Origin of the sequence: Azospirillum sp. CT11-132, from assembly GCF_047302835.1 — a bacterium.
GTDB lineage: Bacteria > Pseudomonadota > Alphaproteobacteria > Azospirillales > Azospirillaceae > Azospirillum.
In genome coordinates this window covers 680,427-701,588 of the sequence record NZ_JBGLZA010000002.1, presented here as the reverse complement: position 1 = coordinate 701,588, position 21,162 = coordinate 680,427, and the positions used below count along the sequence as shown (strand labels likewise).

The window sequence follows — 21,162 nt, the reverse complement described above, 5'->3', positions numbered from 1 at the left end:
GCGGGGGAGGGAGCAAGTGCTGATTATGGGAGGGGGGCGGCAGTCCCCTCCCCCGCCCAGCGGGGGAGGGTTAGGGTGGGGGTCTAACTCCTCAAGGCGGCGGCAACTGAAACCTAGCCCCCAGCCGATAACGGCTCCCTGGATGGACGAGCATCGCCACCGTCACCACCCGTCCCTGGACCCACGTCCGGCGGGTCACGCGCAGGCAGGGTTCGCTGACGGGAATGTCGAGCAGCCGGGCGATCTCCGGCGTCGGCGACACCGCTTCGATGACATGCTCGACCTGCGGCGAGGCTTCCAGCCGGATCAGATATTCGCCCGGCGTCTGGCGGGTGAAGTCCTGGTCCAGATAGTCGGGCGCCACCGCCGGATTGACCCAGCGTTCCTCAAGTTGCACCGGCACGTCGCTCTCGCAGTGGACGACGACGGAATGGAACAGCTTCGCGCCCACCGGCAGATTGAAGCGCCGCGCCAACCCCGCATCGGCGGTAACCGCGAGCAATTGCTCCACCCGGCAGGAATGAACGTTGCCCCGCTCGGCGATCTCGTCGGCGATGCTGCGCAGTTCCACCACGTCGGTACTGGGCGGCCGTTCGGCGACGAAGGTGCCCAGCCCTTGCACGCGGGTCAGCAGACCTTCGTCGGTCAGGTCGCGCAGCGCGCGGTGGACCGTCATGCGACTGACCGAGAATTCCTCCAGCAGCTTGTGCTCCGACGGAATCTGGAAGCCTTCCGGCCAATCGCCGGAGCTGATGCGGCGGCGGATTGCCTCCTTGATCTGGGCGTAACGCGGCTGGGCGGTGGAGATGACGTCGCTCATGCGGCCTCCATGCGGGGGCTGCGGACCACGCCGCCATTCACCACCGCAATGCAGGGGTTGAGGCCGATGGCGTAGGCCAGTTCCGCCGGATGCTCGATGCGCCAGACCGCCAGATCGGCGCGCTTGCCCGGAGCGATCACGCCGCGGTCGCTCAGCCCCAGCGCCTTGGCAGCATGGCGGGTGATGCCGGCCAACGCTTCCGCCGGGGTCAGGCGGAAGAAGGTGCAGCCCATCGACAGCATCAGCAGAAGCGAGGTGACCGGAGAGGTACCGGGGTTGTTGTCGGTGGACAGCGCCATCGGCACGCCATGGCGGCGCAGCAACTCGATCGGCGGCAGCTTGGTCTCGCGCAGGGCATAGAAGGCTCCGGGCAGCAGCACCGCCACCGTGCCTGCCTGCGCCATGGCGGCGACTCCGTCCTCGTCCAGATGCTCGATATGGTCGGCGGACAGCCCGCCGAACTCCGCCACCAGCCGGGCGCCGCCGAGATTGCTCAGCTGTTCGGCATGCAGCTTCACCGGCAGGCCGAGCCGCTTCGCCGTCTCGAACACCCGGCGGGTCTGGGCGACGGAGAAACCGATGCCCTCGCAGAAGGCGTCCACCGCATCGGCCAGCCCAGCTTCGGCGATGGCCGGCAGCGTCTCGGCACAGATGCGGTCGATGTAGCCGTCCGGGTTGCCCTTGAACTCCGGCGGCAGGGCGTGGGCGCCGAGATAGGTGGTGCGCACCTCCACTGGGCGGACCTGGGCCAGGCGGCGGGCGACGCAGAGCATCCGCGTCTCGGTTTCGGTGTCGAGGCCATAGCCGGACTTTACCTCCACCGTCGTCACGCCCTCCGCCAGCAGGCTGTCCAGCCGCGGCAGGGTGGCGGCCAGAAGCTGGTCCTCCGTCGCGGCACGGGTGGCGGTGACGGTGGACAGGATGCCGCCGCCCGCCCGCGCGATCTCCTCATAGGTGGCGCCGTTCAGCCGCATCTCGAACTCGCGGGCGCGGTTGCCGCCATAGACGAGGTGGGTGTGGCAGTCGATCAGGCCGGGGGTCATCCAGCCGCCATTGCCCGAATGGACTTCGGTCGCCAGCGCGTCCGGTGCGTCGGTGAGATCGGTGCGGCGGCCGACGAAGGCGATACGGCCATCCTTGATGCCAACCGCGGCGTCGGCGATGGCGCCGTAGCCGTCACTGCCGTCCATGGTGGCAACGGACAGATCAATCCACAGGGAATCCCACGGCGCGCTGGTCGGCATCGGTTCGGCTCCTTCCTACAAGTTTGCACAGCAACCCTCTTGGCATCAGGTTGCCTATACTTGTATAGTGTTGTCTATAATAGCGAGGGCGCCCCCATGAGCAACCTGTTTTTTGCCTCGGCGCTGCTGCCGGACGGCTGGGCGGAGGATGTGCTGGTCACGACGGACCAGCATGGCCTGATCGTCTCGGCAATGCCTGGCGCCGCCTGCCCGGCCGATGCGGAGCGCTTCGCCGGGGCGGCGGTCGCCGGCATCGCCAACCTGCATTCCCACGCCCACCAACGCGCCATCGCCGGGATGGGCGAATCCTCCGGCGAGGGCTCCGACAGCTTCTGGAGCTGGCGTGAGGTGATGTACCGCGCGCTCGACCGCATGGATCCGGAGGATTTCGAGGCGGTCGCCGCCCAGCTCTATGTGGAGACGCTGAAGGCCGGCTTCACCGCCATCGCCGAGTTCCATTATCTGCACCACGACCGCGACGGCAGCGCCTACGCTGACCCGGCGGAAATGAGCCACCGCGCCATCGCCGCCGCGCGGACCGCCGGGCTGCCGATTACGCTGCTGCCGGTGCTCTACAACGCGTCCGGCTTCGGCGGCACGCCGCCGACAGCCGGACAACGCCGCTTCATCCATGACGGGGCAGGATTCGACCGGCTGACCACGGCCCTCCGCAGCACCTATGGCGAATCCTCCGACGTGAAACTCGGCATCGCCCCGCATTCGCTGCGCGCCGTGCCGGACGGGTTGCTGACCGAGACCGTCGCCGCCAACCCGCAAGGCCCGATCCACATCCACATCGCCGAGCAGCGCCGGGAGGTCGAGGACTGCGTCGCCTTCCGCAGCCGCCGCCCGGTGGAGCATCTGCTCGACACCCAGCCGGTCGATGGCCGCTGGTGCCTGATCCACGCCACCCACATGACCGCAGCGGAGGTGGCGGGCGTCGCCGCCAGCGGTGCGGTCGCCGGGCTTTGCCTGACCACCGAGGCCAATCTCGGCGACGGCTTCTTCGCCGCCGACTCCTACATGGCACAGGGCGGCCGCTGGGGCATCGGCTCCGACAGCCATATCTCCGTCAGCCCGGTGGAAGAGCTGCGCTGGCTGGAATACGGCGCGCGGCTGACCAGCGAACGGCGCACCGTGCTGGCCGGCGGCCCCCGCCGCTCCACCGCCCGCCGGCTGGTGGAGGACGCCCAGGCCGGCGGCGCGCAGGCCACCGGCTTCGAGGCCGGGCGCATCGCCGCCGGGCTGCGCGCCGATATCGTCGTGCTCGACACCGACCACCCGCTGCTGGCGGCGCGTAAGGGCGACGCGCTGCTGGATGGCTGGATTTTCGCCGGCAACGCTCCCCTGGTGCGGGACGTGGTGATCGCCGGACGCGCAATCGTCCGCGACCGCCGCCACCCGCGCGAGGAGGAGATCGCCGACCGCTTCAAAAAGACACTTGGGAGACTTCTGGGATGAGCGAGACCATCACCCTGGTTCCGGGCGCGCTGTCGCTCGACACGCTGCGCAGCATCTACCGCGGCCGTCCGCCCCTGACGCTCGACCCGGCGGCCTATCCGCGGATGGAGCGCTCACGCGCGCTGATCGACAGGATCGCCGGCGGCGACGAGGCGGTCTATGGCGTCAACACCGGCTTCGGCAAGCTGGCCCACACCCACATCGCCGCGGCGGATCTGGAAACGCTCCAGCGCAACCTGATCCTGTCGCATGCCACCGGCGTCGGCGCTCCGCTGGCCGACGGCGTGGTGCGGCTGATCCTGGTCATCAAGGCGGTCAGCCTCGCCGTCGGCGCCTCGGGCGTGCGGCCGGCGCTCGTCGATGCGCTGCTGAAGCTGTATGAGGCCGACGTGCTGCCGGTGGTGCCGGGCAAGGGCTCCGTCGGCGCCTCGGGCGATCTGGCGCCGCTGGCCCATCTGTGCGGCGTGCTGCTCGGCATCGGCCATGTCCGGGTGAAGGGCGAGACGCTGCCGGCGGAAGAGGGTCTGCGCATCGCCGGGCTGCCGGTGTTCGACCTGAAGGCCAAGGAAGGGCTGGCGCTGATCAACGGCACCCAGGTGTCGACCGGTCTGGCGCTCGCCGGCCTGTTCGAGATCGAGCGCACCTTCAAGGCGGCGCTGGTCGCCGGTGCTTTGTCGGTCGAGGCGGTCAAGGGCAGCCACCGTCCGTTCGACGCCCGGATCAGCGCGCTGCGCGGCCAGCCCGGCCAGATCGCCGTCGCCGCCGCCTTCCGCGAGGTGCTGGCCGGCAGCGAGTTGAACGCCAGCCATCAGGGACCCGACTGCCACCGGGTGCAGGATCCCTACAGCCTGCGCTGCCAGCCGCAGGTGATGGGCGCGGTGCTGGACCAGATGCGGCAGGCGGCACGGACGCTGGTGATCGAGGCGAACGGCGTCACCGACAACCCGCTGGTGCTGGTCGACACCGACGAGGTGCTGTCCGGCGGTAACTTCCATGCGGAGCCGGTGGCGATGGCCGCCGACCAGCTCGCCATCGCCGCGTCGGAGATCGGCGCGCTCGCCGAACGCCGCATCGCCATGCTGATCGACACCACCATCAGCGGCCTGCCGCCCTTCCTGGTCGCCGAACCGGGCCTGAATTCCGGCTTCATGATCGCCCATGTCACCGCCGCCGCCCTGGCGTCGGAGAACAAGTCGCTCGCCCACCCCGCCAGCGTCGACAGCCTGCCGACCTCTGCCAACCAGGAGGACCATGTCAGCATGGCGACCTTCGCGGCGCGGCGGCTGGGCGACATCGCCGGCAACGTGGCCGACATCGTCGGCATAGAGCTATTGGCCGCGATTCAGGGGCTGGAGTTCCATCGTCCGCTGAAGACCGCCGACCGGCTGGAGCAGGCCATCGCCACCATCCGCGCCGAGGTGCCGCGCTACGAGGTCGACCGCTACTTCGCCCCGGATCTGGCCGCCATCGGTACCCTGGTGCGCGACGGGTCGCTTGACCATCTGATGCCGGTGGAACTGGAGACCGCATGATGACGGATACGATCTACGATCTGGTGCAAGGCGACGGGCCGCTGGTCATCAGCATGCCCCATTGCGGCACCGAGCTGTCCCCCGGTCTGGCCGGGCGGCTGACGGAGGAGGCGCTGACCCTGCGCGACACCGACTGGCACATTCCGCGCCTGTACGGCTTCGCCGGCGGCATGGGTGCCACGCTGCTCAGCGCCCGCTATTCCCGCTATGTCGTCGATCTCAACCGGGCCTCGACCGGCGAGAGCCTCTATCCCGGACAGGCGACCACCGGCCTGTGCCCGGATGTGCTGTTCGACGGCACGCCGCTCTACCGCGACGGCCAGACCCCCGACGAGGCCGAGGTGGCGCAGCGGGTCGAAGGCTATTGGCGGCCCTACCACGATGCGCTGGCGGCGGAACTGGAGCGGGTGAAGGCGCGGCATGGCTTCGCCCTGCTCTATGACGCCCACTCCATCCGCAGCCATGTGCCGCGCCTGTTCGACGGGCGGCTGCCCGACCTGAATCTGGGAACGGCGCGCGGCACCAGCGTCGATCCGCAGTTGGCCGCCCGCGTCGTCGCGGCGATGGAAAGTGCTTCGGCGGCGGAGGGGCTGACCTGCGTCACCAATGGGCGGTTCGTCGGCGGCCACATCACCCGCGCCTACGGTCAGCCGGCCAACGGCGTCCACGCCATCCAGATGGAACTGGCGCAGGACCGTTACATGGACGAGGAGGCACCGCCCTTCGCCTACCGCCCCGACCGGGCTGAAAAGCTGCAGCGGGTGCTGACGGCGGTGTTGGAAGCCTTCGCCGGCTGGCGGCCGGCGCGGGGCTGATCCGAACCGGAAGCAAGGCGGGCGCGGAACTCCCCCCGCCCGCCCTGCGTTCCTCTGCGGCGCCCCTTGTTGCGGCGCAGGATGCAGAGGACCGACGTTGAGCGACATCATCGAACAGAGCGGGGAACAGAGCGGCATCGAGAATCCGGGCGGCGGCATCGGTTACGGCGGAAACCCGGTTCCCGCCATCCTTCAGCCCACCCTGACCGCCGTCGATGCGCTGGACGCCCAGGTCCACGACATCGTCACCTGCGATCCCGGCCCGGTCAGCCATGCGCTGGCGACCGCGGGCCATTACGCCATAAAGCGGCATGTGCTGATCCCCGGCTTCGCCATCGCCGGCATCGTCGGGCTGCTGACCGGTCAGCCGGATCTCCGCCGCGCCGGCAGCATCGGCGTGGCCGGTCTGGTGGTGACGGCGACCGCCAGCCGCTCGATCAAGCGCTATGTGAAGCGTCGGCGCCCGGATGAATGCGCGCCGCGCCGCAAACCGGGATGGCGCATCAGCGCGCGGTCGCTGCCGTCCGGACATGCGGCGAGCGCCTTTGCCGCGGCGACGGCACTCGCCACCGTCAGCCGGTCGCCGGCGCAAAGCCTGATGATCTATGGAACGGCGGCGGCACTCGCCGGCGGGCGGGTGGTGCGGCACCGGCATTGGGCGTCCGACGTGCTGGCCGGCGCCCTGCTGGGAACGGCGGTGACGCTGCTGGCGCGCCGCCTTCTGACGCGCTGAGCCGCTATTTCTTCGGCAGCGGCAAGGCGGCCTGTTGCGGTTTGGCCGGATCGGCGAGCCGCTTGGCGCGCTTGTTGCGGACCTCCGCCGCCTCCCCCGCCTTCAAGGGCACGAAGCCGTCGGGACGCATGGCGTTGCCGACGATCTGCTTGAGCAGGTCGATGTTGGTGGTCTGCACCCGGCGGCCGCGGCGGACCTGATCGAGGAATTTCTGCGACGGGGTCAGCACATAGTCGATGGCATCGATGCGCTTGCCGACCTTGGTGTATTCCTTGTCGGCGACGTCGAGGATCCCCTCCTCCACCAGCGCGTCGACGGCGGAGGTCACCACCCGCAGCGTGTCGCGGCGGCGCGACCACTCGTTCATGCCGCTGTTCTTGATGATCTCGTCGGCGCTGATCGAGATCGGCTTCGCCTCATCGTCGGCGGTGTCGTATTCGATCGACAGTCGGTTGTAGAGCCAGCGCGACACCGGCGACTTCAGCTTCATCAGCCAGGCGTAGGAGACCGGCTTGAACTCCAGGTCGCGGATCGCGGCGGAGACCAGCGGGTTGAATTCCAGATAGGTCTCTTCGACCCCGCCATCCTCGTCGACCAGATCCGGGCGCGAGCGGATCGCCAGCACCGGGAAGGCGGTCGATTCCAGCAGGTTCTGTCCGCGGCTCTTCTTCCCCGGCTCGGCGCTGCCGCCGGTGGAGATGATGATGCGCGAGCGGGCAAGGATGGTCAGGGATTCGCGGATGTCCTGGATCGACAGGGTGTGGTTGACCGCCCGCAACTCGCGCTGAATCTCGTAGAGGCTGAAGCGCATCTGCACCTTGTCGCGGTTCTCGCCGGTCAGCGACAAGCGCGAGCGGTCCATGGCGAGGCGGCGGACGACCTGCTCCACCACCTGTTCGCGCTCCGACGGGAAGATCTCGACTTCGACCAGATCCGGGCCGGTGCCGGGAGCGCGGTCATCCTTCTTCGCGGTGCTGAGCCGGTCGATACGGGCGGGCTGGACGGTCAGACGATAGTTGCGACCGCGGAAGGCGAACTCGCGCCGCACCGACTTGATGAAGTTGTCCTTGGTGACCAGCTCGCCCTTGTCCTTGGCGGCCTTTTCCTTGTCGTTGTCGCGGGAAACGAAGACGAAGCGCGGCGCCAGATCGTAGAGCGCGATCAGGTGTGATTGCGAACGGTCTTCCAGCTCGAACAGGATCAGTTGCGCGGCGCTGGTCGGGGCCATCTTGGTCATGAACGTCTCCGAAGGTCGGGAGTAACCATGGCGCGCCGGACCCGCCGGTGCAACAGAACGCGGAGAAATTACCGCATCCGGGATGGAGCGACAGCCCGCGCATATGGCGCCGCACCCCGCGATGATGGAGCAACGGCCCGCGGTTATGGAGTGACAGCCCGCGATTGGGCCGCGAGGGCGGTCCTGCCAGGGTGCGTGACCGCGACTCCTTGAAGAATCGGGGAGAACCGGCACCGGTGGACCGGCAGGCGGGCTGAGCGGAACCGCGGGCTGCCACTCCATGGCGGGCGGGAACGGAAGCGAGAGGGGGCCGGATTGCTCCCGAATGCCGCTATCCGCGGTCAATCGCGGGCAAAGGCTCCAAGAATGTCGGGAATCGCAGGTGGGCGGCGGGTGCCGAATCGCGGGCAAAGGCTCTAGGACCGCGGCCAAAAGCACTAGGATTCCGATTCGCAGCGGAACCGCGAGCCGATGCTCCATGGTCGCGGGCAGGGGCTTTACGGTCGCGGGCTGTCGCTCACCATGCGCGGGCTGCCGCTCCATGGGGTGGTCATGGAGTGCCTGCCCGCGATTCGACTCTGCCATCAACCGCTTCGAATCCTCTGGACCAATCGTGACAGCCAGACATGCGGCCGTCCATGCGTCCAAACTTGCGCGGATGGCGCGGAGGAGTATCGCCACAGATGACCGAGAACAGCACGAACCCCAACCGCTGGGGCCGGATCCCGGCCTGGTGGCTCGACCACCCCGACCTCGACGCCGACGGCCTCGCCGTGTTGGCGGCCCTCAGCACCTACGCCGACGAGGCGGGGGTCTGCTGGCCGTCGCAGGCGACGCTGGCGGACAAGCTGAAACGCAGCCGGCCGACCGTCAACCGGATCCTGGGCCGGCTGGAGGCGCTCGGGCTGGTCGGCATCGAACACCGCCGCTCGGCCAATGGCGGCAGGCTGAGCTGCCGCTATCGGTTGGCACTGATCGCCAGGAACGCGGCGGAAGAGAAGGCCGCTGATGGTGCAGGGGTGGACAGCCCCGCTGACTCAGCGGCGGACTCCCCCTGTTCAGCGGCGAGTCATGAACAGCCTGAAACAGAACAGATTCCAGATACGCTCCACCGGCGTGCGGACGAGGGGATGGCATCGGTGGCCGGGGCGGTTCCTCAGGACTGGACGCCGCCGACCGCAGACCGCGAGTGGGCTGCAAGTCGCTTTCCCGACCTCGACGTCGATGGACATGCCGAGCGGTTCGTCCAGCAATGCCGGGCCCATGGCTACCGCTACCGCGATCCGGCGGCGGCGTGGCGGTCCTGGCTGTTGCAGGACGCCGGGCGTATGGCGCCACAGCCCGCGGCAACGGTCCGCGGATCGGCCAACCGTGGTGCCCGCACCGCTTCCCGCACATCACCACCCGCTGCCGCCAATGCGGAACAGCGCCTGTCGGCCTGGGCCAGCGTTGCAGCGCGCCTGAACGCCGGACAATCGGCCACGCCCGCCAACCCCTGGGGGATCGCATGAGCAACCTGCACCCGTTCCCCGCCGCACCCGCTGCTCCGCCTAGCCTGCCGCTGCCCTTCGATCCGGCGATGCCCCCGGCCCTGCGGAGCCGGATGCTCTGCGAAGCATTGCCGGAGCCGCTGCAACGGCTGCTCGACCGCGGGCAGGTCGGGCGCCACAGCCGCTTTACCGAAGACGGCTTCGCCGACGTGGTGGAGGACTGGACGCCTCCCGACGGGGTGACGCCGCGTCATGCCGCGCTCGCCCGCCGGGCGCTTGCCGAGATCGACGAAACCATCCTGGCACCGGCGCCGGCCAATCACCTGCTGGGCCGCGTGCTGGCGCTGCTCAGCCATTTCCCGGCGAAGGCGACGACGCCGGAAGTGGAGCAATTGCTCGCGATGGATTGGGCGGACGATCTGGGGGAGTTCCCGGCCTGGGCCATCGATCAGGCGGCCCGCCGCTGGCGACGCACCCGCAAATGGCGGCCGAGCATCGCCGAGATCCGCGCGCTGTGCGAGGAGGCCTGTGCCGCCGAACGGGCTCTGGCCGAACGGTTGCGCGCCATCGCCCTGGCTGGGGAATGGGCCGGCGAGCGGACCGGGGAGTTGGGCGGCGGAGGCGGTGCCGTGCGTCCGGTGCTGGCGTCGGCGATGCGTCGTATGCGATGATGAGGGCGGTTTCTGTCTTAAATCGCGCTTCTGTGGCAGGGGCGACACCCTGTCCGGACGGAGCGAAGCTAAGACATGTCTTAGATTTGCGCCACGGCCCGGCTTTGATAAAAGGGGCCGACAGCCGATGGCGATAAGGGGCATGGGAATGAGCAACGACACGGGACACGTGCCGGTGAAGCGCTTGCTGGTCAATGGCCCGAAGGGCGGGATCGGCAAGACAACGCTCAGCCGCAACATCGCGGTGGCGGCGGCGCTCGATGGCTGCGCGGTGGCGACGCTGGACCTCGATCCGCAGCGCAGCCTGACCAAGTGGTTCGCCAAGCGTCCGGATGGCATGGCCTCCATCACCCATTTCGAGGCGGGCATGACGCCGGTCGACATCCGGGCGGCGCTGGACGGCATCGCGGGCTTCGATCTTCTGGTGATAGATACGCCGCCGTCGATCGAGGACCATCCGGAGGAATTCAAGCTGCTGGCGCTGTCGTCCGACCTGATCGTGGTCCCGACCGGGCAGAGCGACGACGACCTGGACTCCGTCCGGCCCTGGATGCGCTTCGTCCGCCGCTATGGCAAGAATGCCGCCTTCGTCATGAACCGCGTCAAGCCGCGCACCCGCGGCTTCACCGAGGCGCAGCGCAAGCTGTTGGGCGACGGCCGGATCTGCCCGGTCGAGGTGCCGGATTACGAGGACATCCAGTTCACCGCCGGCCGCGGTCTCGGCCTGCTGGAGCTGAAGGGGGGCAAGGGGGCCGAGCATGTCGCCGGCGTCTGGGCCTTCGTCCGCCACGAACTGGAGCTGGCGCAATGAGCGGGTTCAAGCAGGTTTCCAAGGCCCAGGCCCGTCGCCACATCGCGGTGGACGAGCGGATCGAACGCATGTCGGAGGCGACGGTCGACCTCGTCCGGCGCGAGGAGTTCGTCCAGGAGATCTCCACCCTCTGGCGGAGCGCGCAGGAGAAGTTCCTGCTGATCGGCCGCTATCTGGTCCAGGCGCGGGCGCGGCTGCCGCATGGCGAGTTCCAGGCGATGGTCGAGAACGAGCTGCCCTTCGGCTATCAGGTCGCCTATCAGCTGCGCATGGTGGCGGAGGCGGTGGACAGCGGGCGGCTGCCCGGACCGAAGCTGCCGCCGAGCTACGCCACCGTCTACCAGCTCGCCACCCTGACCAGCGAGCAGCTGCGGCTGGCCGACCAGCGCAACCTGATCCGGCCCGACGTCACCCGGCCGGAGATCGTCCGCTTCAAGCGCGACCTGCGGAACAAGGCCATCGACCATGTCAGCCGCCGCGAAGCGCTGGAGGCGGAGCGCGACCGGCTGCGCGAGCGGCTGGCGGTGCTGGAGGCGGAACTGGCGACGCTGACCGACGAGGACTGAGGACGGCCGGCGATGACGGTGCGGCGTGCGATGATCCGGGACGGGGATGGGTGAGGCATGCTGGACTTGAAATCGCTGGAAATCTTCATCTGGACGATGCGGCTCGGCGGGTTCCGTCGGGCGGCGGAGCGGTTGAACACCACCCAGCCGGCCGTCTCCGCCCGCATCGCCCAGCTTCAGGACGAATTGGGCGTGGTGCTGTTCGAGCGTGTCGGCCGGCGGGTGGCGCCGACACCGCAGGCGATGGTCCTGCTGACCTATGCCGAGAAGATGATGGCGCTGAGGTCGGAGCTGCTGACCGCGGTCGCGGACCGCAGCGCCATCCGCGGCGTCATCCGGCTGGGCGTGGCGGAGACAGTGGTCCACACCTGGCTCAGCCAGTTGATCGAGCGTCTGAACGCCCTCTACCCCGCCGTGTCGCTGGAGATCGAGGTGGAAACCTCCCCCAGCCTGCGCGATGCGCTCGCCCGTCATGAGCTGGACGTGGCGGTGATGCTGGCTTCCTACACCGACGTGCGGTTCAGGACGATCCCGGTCGGCAATTACCCGCTGGGCTGGGTGGCCAGTCCGGCGCTGTCGCTGCCGGCGGAGCCGGTGTCGCTGGCGGATCTGGCGGCTTGGCCGATCATCACCTTTTCCCGCACCACCCAGCCCTATGGCGTGATCCGCGAGATGTTCTCGTCCATCGGCCTGCCGGTGCGGATGTTCGGCAACAGCTCGCTCGCCAGCGTGGTGCGGATGGCGGTGGATGCCGTCGGCGTCAGCGTGATTCCCACCGTCATCGTCCAGCGCGAACTGGCGGAAGGCCGGCTGCGGCTGATCCGGTCGCAGGCACCGCTGCCCGGCATGACCTTCTGCGCCGCCCATTCCGCCACCGCGGAAAATCATATGGCGTCGGTCGTCGCCGATCTGGCGGCCGAGGTGGCCGCCAATTACGAGGCGACGACCGGCAACGAGGCGCCCCAGGCCGCAGAGTGATCGGCGCGCATTAGCAAGCGATTGATCGTCGCTGCTTATCAATCCAGATCAAAACATACGATTGGACGGACCCAAGACTGTTCGTGTCATCATCCTTGTCAGAGGCGCAACCGAACAGCCGGAAAGGCACGCGCCGAAAGCCACCAAGGCACTGAACAGAGGAGATTTCACGATGCGGTTCGCGGCAGCGATCACCGACCCTACCCGCACGCCCAAGGGCAAGCTCCCCACCCGCCGACAGACGATCAAGCGCATGCTCGCGGCGGCGGCCCTGCTGACCACGACCGCGCTGACCGGCATCGGCTTCGGCGCCTCTCCGGCCCAGGCGGAGGACGAGATCCGCATTGGCGTGATCTATCCGCTGACCGGTGCCGCCGCCTCCACCGGTGTGGAGCTGAAGGCCGCCGCCGAACTGGCCGCCGCCATCATCAACAAGGAAATCCCCGCCCCGCCGGGGCTGGTCGCCGGCATCGGCCTGCCGCATCTGAACGGCGCCAAGATCAAGCTGATCTTCGGCGACCATCAGGGCAACCCGCAGGTCGGCGCCACCGAGGCCGAGCGGCTGATCACCAGCGAGAAGGTGGTGGCGCTGACCGGCGCCTATTTTTCCAACGTCACCGCCACCGCCAGCCAGGTCGCCGAGCGCTATGGCGTGCCCTTCCTGAACGGCGAGTCCTCGTCGGCTTCACTGACCCAGCGCAAGTTCAAATGGTTCTTCCGCACCACGCCGCATGACGACCTGTTCGTCGGCAACTTCTTCACCTTCCTCGGCGACATGGAGAAGAAGACCGGTGACAAGCTGCGCACCGTCGCGCTGTTCAACGAGAACACGCTGTGGGGCAACGAGACGACCAAGCTGCAGGTCAAGCTGGCGGAGGAGCAGAAGTTCACCATCGCCGAGAAGATCCTCTATCCGGCGAAGACGACGCAGATGACGTCGGAGGTGCAGCGGATCAAGGCCGCCGCCCCGGCGGTCATCATGCAGTCCAGCTATCTCGGCGATGCCATCCTGTCGATGAAGACCTACAAGGAGCTGGGCTTCTCGCCGAAGATGCTGCTGGCCAACGACGCCGGCTTCAACGACAGCGAGTTCCTGAAGACCATGGGCAAGGATGGCGAGTTCGTCATCAGCCGCGAGGTCTGGGCGCTCGATCAGGCCGAACGCAACCCGCTGATCAAACAGGTCAACGACCTGATGCATCAGCGCTCCGGCGTGAATTTCAACGGCAACTCGGCGCGCGCCTTCACCGGCATCGCGGTGCTGGCCGATGCGCTCGACCGGGCCGGCTCGACCAAGCCCGACGCGATTCGCGAGGCGCTTCAGAAGACCGACATCCCGGCCAGCGGCCTGATCATGCCGTGGAAGGGCGTCAAGTTCGACGCCAACGGCCAGAACGAGCTGGGCCAGGGCATCATCGTCCAGGTGCAGGGCGGCCAGTATGTGACGGTGTGGCCGTTCGACGTGGCGACCAAGCCGGTCGTCTACCCGATGCCGGCCTGGGACGGCCGCTGAGGCGGTCCTTTTCTTCATTGGGAGCTTTGATTGGGACGCCTCTGATCCCCTCTCTCCCCGGGGGAGAGGGTTAGGGTGAGGGGGATGCGTGGCGGGACCTCTGGGATAGCCACGCCGTGCGTCCCCCTTACCCCGGCCCTCTCCCGGGGGGGAGAGGGGGGTATCCCGCCCGTCATCGCTCCTCCGGCCCACCCTGACCGCAAAAGGGGCGCGGCAATGACCGCAGACATTCTCATCCAAGTGCTCGTCTCGGGCCTGCTGATCGGGCTGATCTATGCCCTGGTTGCGGTGGGCCTGACGTTGATTTTCGGCGTGATGGACATCGTCAATTTTGCCCATGGCGAATTCCTGATGCTGGGCATGTACGCCAGTTTCTGGGCCTTCGCCCTCTTCGCCATCGACCCCATCGTGGCGCTTCCCCTGACCGCGCTGCTGCTGTTCGCGGTGGGCGTCATCGTCTACCAGACGGTGATCCGCCGCATCCTGAAGGCGCCGATGCTGTCGCAGATCTTCGCGACCTTCGGCCTGATGATCCTGCTGCGCGGTCTGGCGCAGTTCTTCTGGAAGCCGGACCACCGGCTGATCCCGCACAGCCTGGTCAGCGGCAACATCGCCCTCGGCCCCGTCCAGTTCGGCCTGCCGCAGTTCGTCGCGGCGCTGGGAGCGGTCGGCGTCACCGGCGCCCTGTGGATGTTCCTGCACCGCACCCGGCTCGGCACCGCGCTGGAGGCGACCGCCATCGATCGTGAGGCGGCGACCCTGATGGGCATCGACGGGCAGAAGATGTTCGCCCTCGCCTGGGGCATCGGCGCCGCCTGCGCCGGTCTGGCCGGCGGGCTGATCGCCACCTTCTTCCCGATCTTCCCGGAGGTGGGGTCGAACTTCATCCTAATCGCCTTCGTGGTGGTCGTGCTGGGCGGCTTCGGCAGCGTCACCGGCGCCTTTCTGGCCGGCATCATCGTCGGACTGATCGAGGTGCTGGGCGGCTTCCTGATCGGCCCCGAATACAAGACCGCCATCGTGCTGTCGCTGCTGCTGATCGTGCTGCTGGTGCGTCCGCGCGGCCTGCTGGGGAAAGCCTGATGACGACCGGAACCACTCTCTCACGCAAGGCGCCCATCTCGCCCAAAGCAATGGGCACCGGCGCCCTGCTGGCGCTTGCCGCCGTGCTGCCGCTGGCGATCACCGAACCGTCGCAGCAGAATTTCCTGATCCTGATCCTGATGGGTGCCCAGATGGGCGTCGCCTGGAACATCGTCGGCGGCTATGCCGGTCAGGTCTCGCTGGGCCATGCGGTGTTCTACGGCATCGGTGCCTACACCTCGACCATGCTGCTTCTGACGCTGGGGATCAGCCCCTGGATCGGAGCGGTGGCCGGCGGGCTGGTGGCGGCGCTGTTCGCGCTCGCCATGGGCTGGCCCTGCTTCCGGCTGAAGGGGCATTATTTCGCCATGGCGACCATCGCGGTGGCGGAGATCATGCAAATCCTGGTCACCAACAGCGATTTCCTGGAGGGTGCCGTCGGCCTCTACCTGCCGATGGACCGCAGCGGCTGGACCTGGCTGATCTTCCTGTCCAAGCTGCCCTACTACTACGTCATCCTCGGCCTGCTGGTGCTGACGGTGCTGGTCTCCTGGGCGATCGAGCGCAGCCACATCGGCTATTATTTCCGCGCCATCAAGGACGAGCCGGAGGCGGCCCGTGCGCTGGGCGTCAGCCTGACCCGCTACAAGCTGATCGCGCTGTCGGTGTCGGCGTTCCTGACCGCGATGGGCGGTAGCTTCTACGCCCAGAAGGAGATGTTCATCGATCCGGGCTCGGTCCTGGCGACGACGATCTCGATCAAGATCGCGCTGATCGCCATCCTGGGCGGGGTGGGCCGGCTGATGGGTCCGGTGCTGGGCGCCGTCATCCTCATCACCATCGAGGAATACAGCCGCACCCTGTTCGGCAGCACCGGGTCCGGCACCGACATGATCATCTACGCCGCCATGATCATCCTGGTCGCCGTGTTCAGCCCGTCCGGCGTGCTGGGCCTGCTGGGCGATCTGCGTCGCCACCTGCCGGGCGCCAAGCCCGCTGCCAAGTCCGAGGGCGTGAAGGCCGAGAAGATGGAGGTCCGCCCGTGAACACCGCTCCCCTGCTTGCCGTGGACGGCCTGGGCAAGGCCTTCGACGGACTGATCGCCAACCGCGACATCAGCTTCATCGTCCATCATGGCGAGATCATCGGGCTGATCGGCCCGAACGGCGCCGGCAAGACCACGCTGTTCAACTGCCTCGCCGGCTTCCACACCCCCACCACCGGGCGCATCGCCTTCGAAGGGCACGACATCACCGGCTCGACGCCGGAGGCCGCGGCGGCATTGGGCATCGCCCGCACCTTCCAGATCGTCCGCGTCTTCCAGTCGATGACCGCGCTGGAGAACGTCATGGTCGGCGCCATGCTGCGCAACAAGCGGGTGGCCGAAGCCCGCGACCGGGCGGAGGAAGAACTGGCCTTCGTCGGCCTGTCGCACCGGGCTGACACCCCGGCGTCCGACCTGACGGTGTCGGAACAGAAGCGGTTGGAGGTCGCCCGCGCGCTCGCCACCGAACCGAAGCTGATCCTGCTGGACGAGGTGATGGCCGGCCTGAACCCGACCGAGGTGCGCGAGGCGTCGCAACTGGTCCACCGCATCCACCAGCGCGGCATCGCCAGCATCATCGTCGAACATGTGATGGAGGGCATCATGCCCATCGCCCACCGGATGCTTGTGCTGGATTATGGTGCCAAGATCGCCGACGGCACCCCGGCCGAGATCGCCGAGAACCCGGCGGTGATCGCCGCCTATCTGGGGGAGTGAGACTATGCTCCAACCGACGCTGTCCGAACCCGTCCGCCCGGTTGCCGTCGCGCCGGTGGGCGAGGCGATGCTGCAGGTCCGCAACATCCAGTCCAGCTACCGCCGGGTTCCGGCCATCCGCGACATCAGCCTGACCCTGAACCGGGGCGAGATCGTCGCGCTCGTCGGCGGCAACGGCAACGGCAAGTCCACCACGCTGCGCGCCGTCGCCGGGCTGAACGCTCTCGATGGCGGGTCGGTCCTGCTGAAGGGCCAGGACATCTCCGCCGTGCCGGCCCATGAGCGGGTGAAGCGTGGGCTGGTGCTGGTGCCGGAAGGCCGCCGGCTGTTCCCCCGCCTGACGGTGGAACAGAACCTGATGCTGGGCGGCTTCACCACCAGCGATGCGGCCAAGCGCGAGCAAACGCTCCAATTCGCCTACGACACCTTCACGGTGCTGGGCGAGCGGCGGAAGCAGCAGGCCGGCACCCTGTCCGGCGGCGAACAGCAGATGCTGGCGATGTGCCGCGGGCTGATGAGCCAGCCGGATCTGCTGATGCTGGACGAGCCGTCCTGGGGCGTCGCGCCCAAGCTGGTGACCCGCATCTTCGAGACCATCCAACTGATCCGCCGGCGCGGCATCACGGTGCTTCTGGTCGAACAGAACGTCCACCGCGCGCTGGAGATCGCCGACCGCGGCTACGTCATCCAGACCGGCCGCGTCGTGATGGAAGGCAGCGGCCAGGACCTGCTGGGCAACGACGAGGTGCGGCAGGCGTATCTGGGCATGTGAGGGGAGTCGGCTTCGATTGCCCCCTCCCCAACCCTCCCCCGCTTCGCGGGAGAGGGTGCCTTCTGCAAAGCGGCGGCAGTCCCCTCCACCGCTGAAAGCGGGGGAGGGTTAGGGAGGGGGCGCCGCACCTCCCACCGCACGCACCATTCCACTCAACCCCGGACCATCCCCATGACCAGACCCTTCCTCACCGCTGCCGCCGAGCGCCTGCGCATCCGCAGCGGCGCCAACAGCGGCCAGACCGCCGGGCTCGCTCCCGGCCATGTCCAGGCCAACCTCGCCATCCTGCCGGCTGACTGGGCCGGCGATTTCCTGCGCTTCTGCCAGGCGAACCCGCGTCCCTGCCCGCTGCTGGCGGTGTCGGAGGTCGGCGACCCGCGCCTCCCGTCTCTCGGCCACGACATCGACATCCGCACCGACGTGCCGCGCTACCGCGTCTATCGCGACGGCGTGCTGATGGACGGGCCGACCGACATCACCGACCTGTGGCAGGATGATTTCGTCGCCTTCCTGATCGGCTGCTCCTTCTCGTTCGAGGAAGCACTGCTGGCCGACGGGCTGCCGGTGCGGCACATCGCGATGAACCGCAATGTGCCGATGTACGAGACCAACATCGCCTGCACGCCCGCCGGCCGTTTCCGCGGCACCATGGTGGTGTCGATGCGGCCGATGGTGCCGAAGGACGCCATCCGCGCCATCCAGATCACCTCGCGCTTCCCGTCGGTGCATGGTGCGCCGGTGCATTTCGGCGACCCGGCCGCCATCGGCATCCGCGACATCGCCGATCCCGAACATGGCGAGGCGGTTCCCATCGAGCCCGGCGAGGTTCCGGTCTTCTGGGCCTGCGGGGTGACGCCACAGGTCGCGATCCGCAACGCGCGTCCGCCGATCGCCATCACCCACAGCCCTGGCGCCATGCTGATCACCGACCTGCTGAACACGCACCTGTCGGTGCTCTGACCGCTCCGTCTCCCTTTCAAATCCCAGCAACACCGGCCGCCGCGCGGGCACTCCGCCTCGGGCGGCAACAGTGGAGGCTTGCCCGATGCCGCGTCCGTTCTCCGCCCGCCTGCTGTCCTCGTCCATTCTCGCCGCCGGCCTGCTGGCCGTCGCGGCACCGGCATCGGCCGACCAGCTGCGCATGGTGGCGCTCAGCTTTCCGCCGCTGATCTATGACGACGGCGGCATGCCGGCCGGCATCGCCTTTGACATCGTGACGGAGGCGATGAAATCCTCGGGCCATAGCGTGACGGTCGAGATCATGCCGTGGGCGCGTGCGCTCGACACCGTGCGCGAGGGCGGGGCGGATGCCATCTTCACCGCCTATAAGACGCCGGAGCGCGAGCAGTTCCTGAACTACTCCACCCAGGTGCTGGTGCCGCAGGTGGTGTCGCTGTTTGTGGCGAAGGACAGCCCGGTCAGCTTCGACGGCGACCTGACCAAGCTGGCCGACCGCAAGTTCGGCGTGGTCAACCAGATCAGCTACGGCTCCATCGTCGACGACGCGATCAAGACCGGCGTGCTGCCGGCGGTGGAGAAGTCGAACGACAGCGACAGCAACGTGAAGAAGCTGGTCTCCGGCCGCTTCGACGTGATGCCCAGCAACCGCTATGTCGCGCAGTATTTCCTGAAGCAGGCCGGCGCGCTGGACAAGGTGAAGGAACTGACCCCCGCGGTGCAGGACATCCCCAGCTACATCGCCTTCACCAAGGCGCGCGACACCACAAAGCTGCGTGATGACTTCGACAAGGGCATCGCGGCGATGAGGGCCAGCGGCGCCTATCAGCAGATCCTGGACAAATACGCCCGCTGAGTGGCGGGCGCTTATCCCCCTTCGACCAGATTTCGAGAAGCCGCCATGAGCGTGACCACTTCGTTTCCGGCGCCCGTTCTGCGGCCGGCCGGGGACAGCGCCCTGATCGTCGAGTTGGGCGACGGCATCGCCCAGGACCTGAACGCCGCCGTCCACCGTCTGGACCGCCGCATCGCCGATGCCGGCCTTCCCGGCATCGTGGAGACGGTGCCGACTTACCGCTCGATCCTGGTGCAGTTCGACCCGGCAGTCATGGCGGCGGAGCCTTTGGGGCAAGCCCTGCTGGACCTTGCGGCGGAACTGACCCAGGCGGCGGCGGAACCGCAACTGCGGTGGATCGTGCCGGTCTGCTTCGGCGGCGCCCACGGTGAGGATCTGGACGACGTGGCGCGCCGGTCGGGGCTGAGCGCGGAGGAGGTGGTGCGGCTGCACTGCAGCGCCGACTACCGCGTCTATATGCTGGGCTTCTCCCCCGGCTTCGCCTATCTCGGCGGGCTGCCGGAGGTGCTGCACCAGCCCCGGCGCGAGAACCCGCGCATGGTCACCCCGGCGGGCAGCGTCATGCAGGGCGGGGCGCAGGCGGCGATCTCCCCCATCGCCATGCCCAGCGGCTGGCATCTGCTGGGCCGCACCCCGGCAAAGACCTTCGATCTCAAACGGGAGCCGCCCTTCCTGCTGGCGCCGGGCGACCGCATCCGCTTCACCGCGATCAGCGCCGCCGAGTTCGACCGGCTGGAGGGGCTGAGCGGTTACCTGCCCGACTGCGAGACGGTGACCGCTCCCGCCGCCCTGCTGCAGGGAGCCGCCGCATGACCAGCCATCTTCGTGTCCTGACCGCCGGTCCCAGCTCCACCCTGCAGGACCGCGGGCGGGTCGGGTATCAGCGCTATGGGGTCTCGGTCGCCGGCGCGGCCGATCCGCTGCTGCATGCCGTCGCCAATGCCCTGGTCGGCAACCGGCCGGGGGAGGGGGCGGTGGAGTTCACCCTGGCCGGCGACAGCATCGTGGTGGAAGGCGGGCCGGTGCGCATCGCCGTCGCCGCCGATGCCGAACTGACGGTCGATGGCGAGCCGGTTCCGGCCTGGACCAGCCTGCGCCTGACCGACGGACAGACCCTGCGCATCGGCGCCTTGCGCAGCGGCATGCGCGGCTATTGGGCGGTGGAGAGCGGTTTCGCGCTTCAGCCGGTGCTGGGCAGCGTCGCCACTCACATACGCAGCCGTATGGGCGGGCTGGACGGCAGTGCGCTGAAGGCCGGCGACCGGCTGCCGTTGGCGTTGGATCAGGCGGCGGACAGGGGAGAGCGCTGCTTTGACCCCTCTCTGCTGCCGGCTCGCGGCGGGCGGCTGCGCGTCATGCTGGGGCCGCAGCAGGATTACTTCACCCCGGCCGGGATCGAAGCCTTCCTGGAGGAGGACTACACCGTCAGCCACGAGGCCGACCGCATGGGCTGCCGGCTGGACGGCCCGGTGATCGAGCATGCCCGCGGCTTCAACATCACCTCCGACGGCATCCCGCTGGGCGCCGTGCAGGTGCCGGGGACCGGGCGGCCCATCGTGCTGCTGGCCGACCGCCAGACCACCGGCGGCTATCCCAAGATCGCCTGCGTCGTCGGGCCGGATGTCGCGGCGCTGGCGCAGATGCGGCCCGGCGAGCGGCTGCGCTTCACCCCGGTCGATGCGGCGGAGGCCGGGCGCATCCAGGCCCGCCATCGCGAGATGGTGGACGGCCTGCCGGCGCTCCTGCAATCGGCCGGCGGTTTCGCGCTGTACGACAGCGGCCGGCTGCTCGGCTTCAACCTGATCGGCGGTGCCGTCACCGGCTGGGACTGATCCGCTTCCCTTCCGTCACCCACAATGGA

Annotated in this window: 21 protein-coding genes; 18 read left to right on the top strand and 3 right to left on the bottom strand. The window is 68.4% G+C overall.

The window, feature by feature from the left end; all coding sequences use genetic code 11:
• Positions 1–91 precede the first annotated feature (91 nt).
• Positions 92–820 (bottom strand): histidine utilization repressor, encoded by a 729-nt coding sequence (gene hutC / locus ACCD06_RS04950; RefSeq protein WP_413339203.1) that lies wholly within the window; start codon positions 818–820, stop codon positions 92–94.
• Positions 817–2,064, bottom strand: coding sequence for an imidazolonepropionase (gene hutI / locus ACCD06_RS04945; RefSeq protein ID WP_413339201.1), 1,248 nt, complete (start codon positions 2,062–2,064; stop codon positions 817–819). The genes hutC and hutI overlap by 4 nt, the downstream gene beginning before the upstream one ends.
• 96 nt (positions 2,065–2,160) lie before the next feature.
• Here hutI and ACCD06_RS04940 point away from each other — a divergent pair, with 96 nt between their 5' ends.
• From ACCD06_RS04940 to ACCD06_RS04925, 4 genes are all read left to right on the top strand, one after another.
• Complete coding sequence (locus tag ACCD06_RS04940) at positions 2,161–3,525, top strand: formimidoylglutamate deiminase (RefSeq protein ID WP_413339199.1); 1,365 nt, start codon at positions 2,161–2,163, stop codon at positions 3,523–3,525.
• On the top strand, positions 3,522–5,057 hold the full coding sequence (gene hutH / locus ACCD06_RS04935; RefSeq protein ID WP_413339197.1) for a histidine ammonia-lyase: 1,536 nt from the start codon (positions 3,522–3,524) through the stop codon (positions 5,055–5,057). The genes ACCD06_RS04940 and hutH overlap by 4 nt, the downstream gene beginning before the upstream one ends.
• The gene (gene hutG, locus ACCD06_RS04930) at positions 5,057–5,872 is read left to right on the top strand and encodes an N-formylglutamate deformylase (RefSeq protein ID WP_413339418.1); all 816 of its coding nucleotides are present in this window, start codon (positions 5,057–5,059) and stop codon (positions 5,870–5,872) included. Before hutH ends, hutG begins: the two co-directional genes overlap by 1 nt.
• Before the next feature lie 97 nt (positions 5,873–5,969).
• On the top strand, positions 5,970–6,605 hold the full coding sequence (locus ACCD06_RS04925; protein WP_413339196.1) for a phosphatase PAP2 family protein: 636 nt from the start codon (positions 5,970–5,972) through the stop codon (positions 6,603–6,605).
• Between the two features lie 4 nt (positions 6,606–6,609).
• Here the strand turns inward: ACCD06_RS04925 and ACCD06_RS04920 are convergent, their stop codons facing one another.
• Positions 6,610–7,842 (bottom strand): plasmid replication protein, encoded by a 1,233-nt coding sequence (locus ACCD06_RS04920; protein ID WP_413339194.1) that lies wholly within the window; start codon positions 7,840–7,842, stop codon positions 6,610–6,612.
• A 683-nt stretch (positions 7,843–8,525) separates the two neighbouring features.
• On the opposite strand from ACCD06_RS04920, the gene ACCD06_RS04915 reads away from it, so the two are divergent.
• The 14 genes from ACCD06_RS04915 to ACCD06_RS04850 all read left to right on the top strand — a co-directional run bounded on the left by ACCD06_RS04915 (position 8,526) and on the right by ACCD06_RS04850 (position 21,133).
• Positions 8,526–9,353, top strand: coding sequence for a helix-turn-helix domain-containing protein (locus ACCD06_RS04915; RefSeq protein ID WP_413339192.1), 828 nt, complete (start codon positions 8,526–8,528; stop codon positions 9,351–9,353).
• The gene (locus ACCD06_RS04910; RefSeq protein WP_413339190.1) at positions 9,350–10,003 is read left to right on the top strand and encodes a hypothetical protein; all 654 of its coding nucleotides are present in this window, start codon (positions 9,350–9,352) and stop codon (positions 10,001–10,003) included. The genes ACCD06_RS04915 and ACCD06_RS04910 overlap by 4 nt, the downstream gene beginning before the upstream one ends.
• 148 nt (positions 10,004–10,151) lie before the next feature.
• Complete coding sequence (locus ACCD06_RS04905) at positions 10,152–10,814, top strand: ParA family protein (protein WP_109156767.1); 663 nt, start codon at positions 10,152–10,154, stop codon at positions 10,812–10,814.
• The gene (locus ACCD06_RS04900) at positions 10,811–11,380 is read left to right on the top strand and encodes a hypothetical protein (protein WP_413339188.1); all 570 of its coding nucleotides are present in this window, start codon (positions 10,811–10,813) and stop codon (positions 11,378–11,380) included. The genes ACCD06_RS04905 and ACCD06_RS04900 overlap by 4 nt, the downstream gene beginning before the upstream one ends.
• 57 nt (positions 11,381–11,437) lie before the next feature.
• The gene (locus ACCD06_RS04895; RefSeq protein ID WP_199232039.1) at positions 11,438–12,358 is read left to right on the top strand and encodes a LysR family transcriptional regulator; all 921 of its coding nucleotides are present in this window, start codon (positions 11,438–11,440) and stop codon (positions 12,356–12,358) included.
• Between the two features lie 172 nt (positions 12,359–12,530).
• A complete protein-coding gene (locus ACCD06_RS04890; protein WP_413339185.1) occupies positions 12,531–13,871 on the top strand; it encodes an ABC transporter substrate-binding protein in 1,341 nt (446 codons plus the stop codon).
• 216 nt (positions 13,872–14,087) lie between these two features.
• Entirely contained in the window at positions 14,088–14,954 is an 867-nt protein-coding gene (locus ACCD06_RS04885; RefSeq protein WP_109151798.1) for a branched-chain amino acid ABC transporter permease, read from the top strand.
• Positions 14,954–16,000: a branched-chain amino acid ABC transporter permease gene (locus tag ACCD06_RS04880; protein ID WP_169054924.1), complete on the top strand. Its 1,047-nt coding sequence runs from the start codon at positions 14,954–14,956 to the stop codon at positions 15,998–16,000. Before ACCD06_RS04885 ends, ACCD06_RS04880 begins: the two co-directional genes overlap by 1 nt.
• Positions 15,997–16,716 (top strand): ABC transporter ATP-binding protein, encoded by a 720-nt coding sequence (locus tag ACCD06_RS04875; protein ID WP_247870719.1) that lies wholly within the window; start codon positions 15,997–15,999, stop codon positions 16,714–16,716. The genes ACCD06_RS04880 and ACCD06_RS04875 overlap by 4 nt, the downstream gene beginning before the upstream one ends.
• A 67-nt stretch (positions 16,717–16,783) precedes the next feature.
• Positions 16,784–17,488, top strand: coding sequence for an ABC transporter ATP-binding protein (locus ACCD06_RS04870; protein ID WP_109156779.1), 705 nt, complete (start codon positions 16,784–16,786; stop codon positions 17,486–17,488).
• A 171-nt stretch (positions 17,489–17,659) separates the two neighbouring features.
• A complete protein-coding gene (locus ACCD06_RS04865; protein ID WP_413339183.1) occupies positions 17,660–18,448 on the top strand; it encodes a putative hydro-lyase in 789 nt (262 codons plus the stop codon).
• Positions 18,449–18,533: 85 nt separating this feature from the next.
• On the top strand, positions 18,534–19,301 hold the full coding sequence (locus ACCD06_RS04860) for a substrate-binding periplasmic protein (RefSeq protein WP_413339181.1): 768 nt from the start codon (positions 18,534–18,536) through the stop codon (positions 19,299–19,301).
• A 45-nt stretch (positions 19,302–19,346) separates the two neighbouring features.
• Positions 19,347–20,114 carry a 5-oxoprolinase subunit PxpB gene (gene pxpB / locus ACCD06_RS04855; protein ID WP_413339179.1) on the top strand — a complete coding sequence of 256 codons (768 nt, stop codon included), beginning with the start codon at positions 19,347–19,349 and terminating at the stop codon, positions 20,112–20,114.
• Positions 20,111–21,133, top strand: a complete 1,023-nt coding sequence (locus tag ACCD06_RS04850; RefSeq protein ID WP_413339177.1) for a biotin-dependent carboxyltransferase family protein — start codon at positions 20,111–20,113, stop codon at positions 21,131–21,133. The genes pxpB and ACCD06_RS04850 overlap by 4 nt, the downstream gene beginning before the upstream one ends.
• The last annotated feature ends 29 nt before the right edge of the window (positions 21,134–21,162 follow it).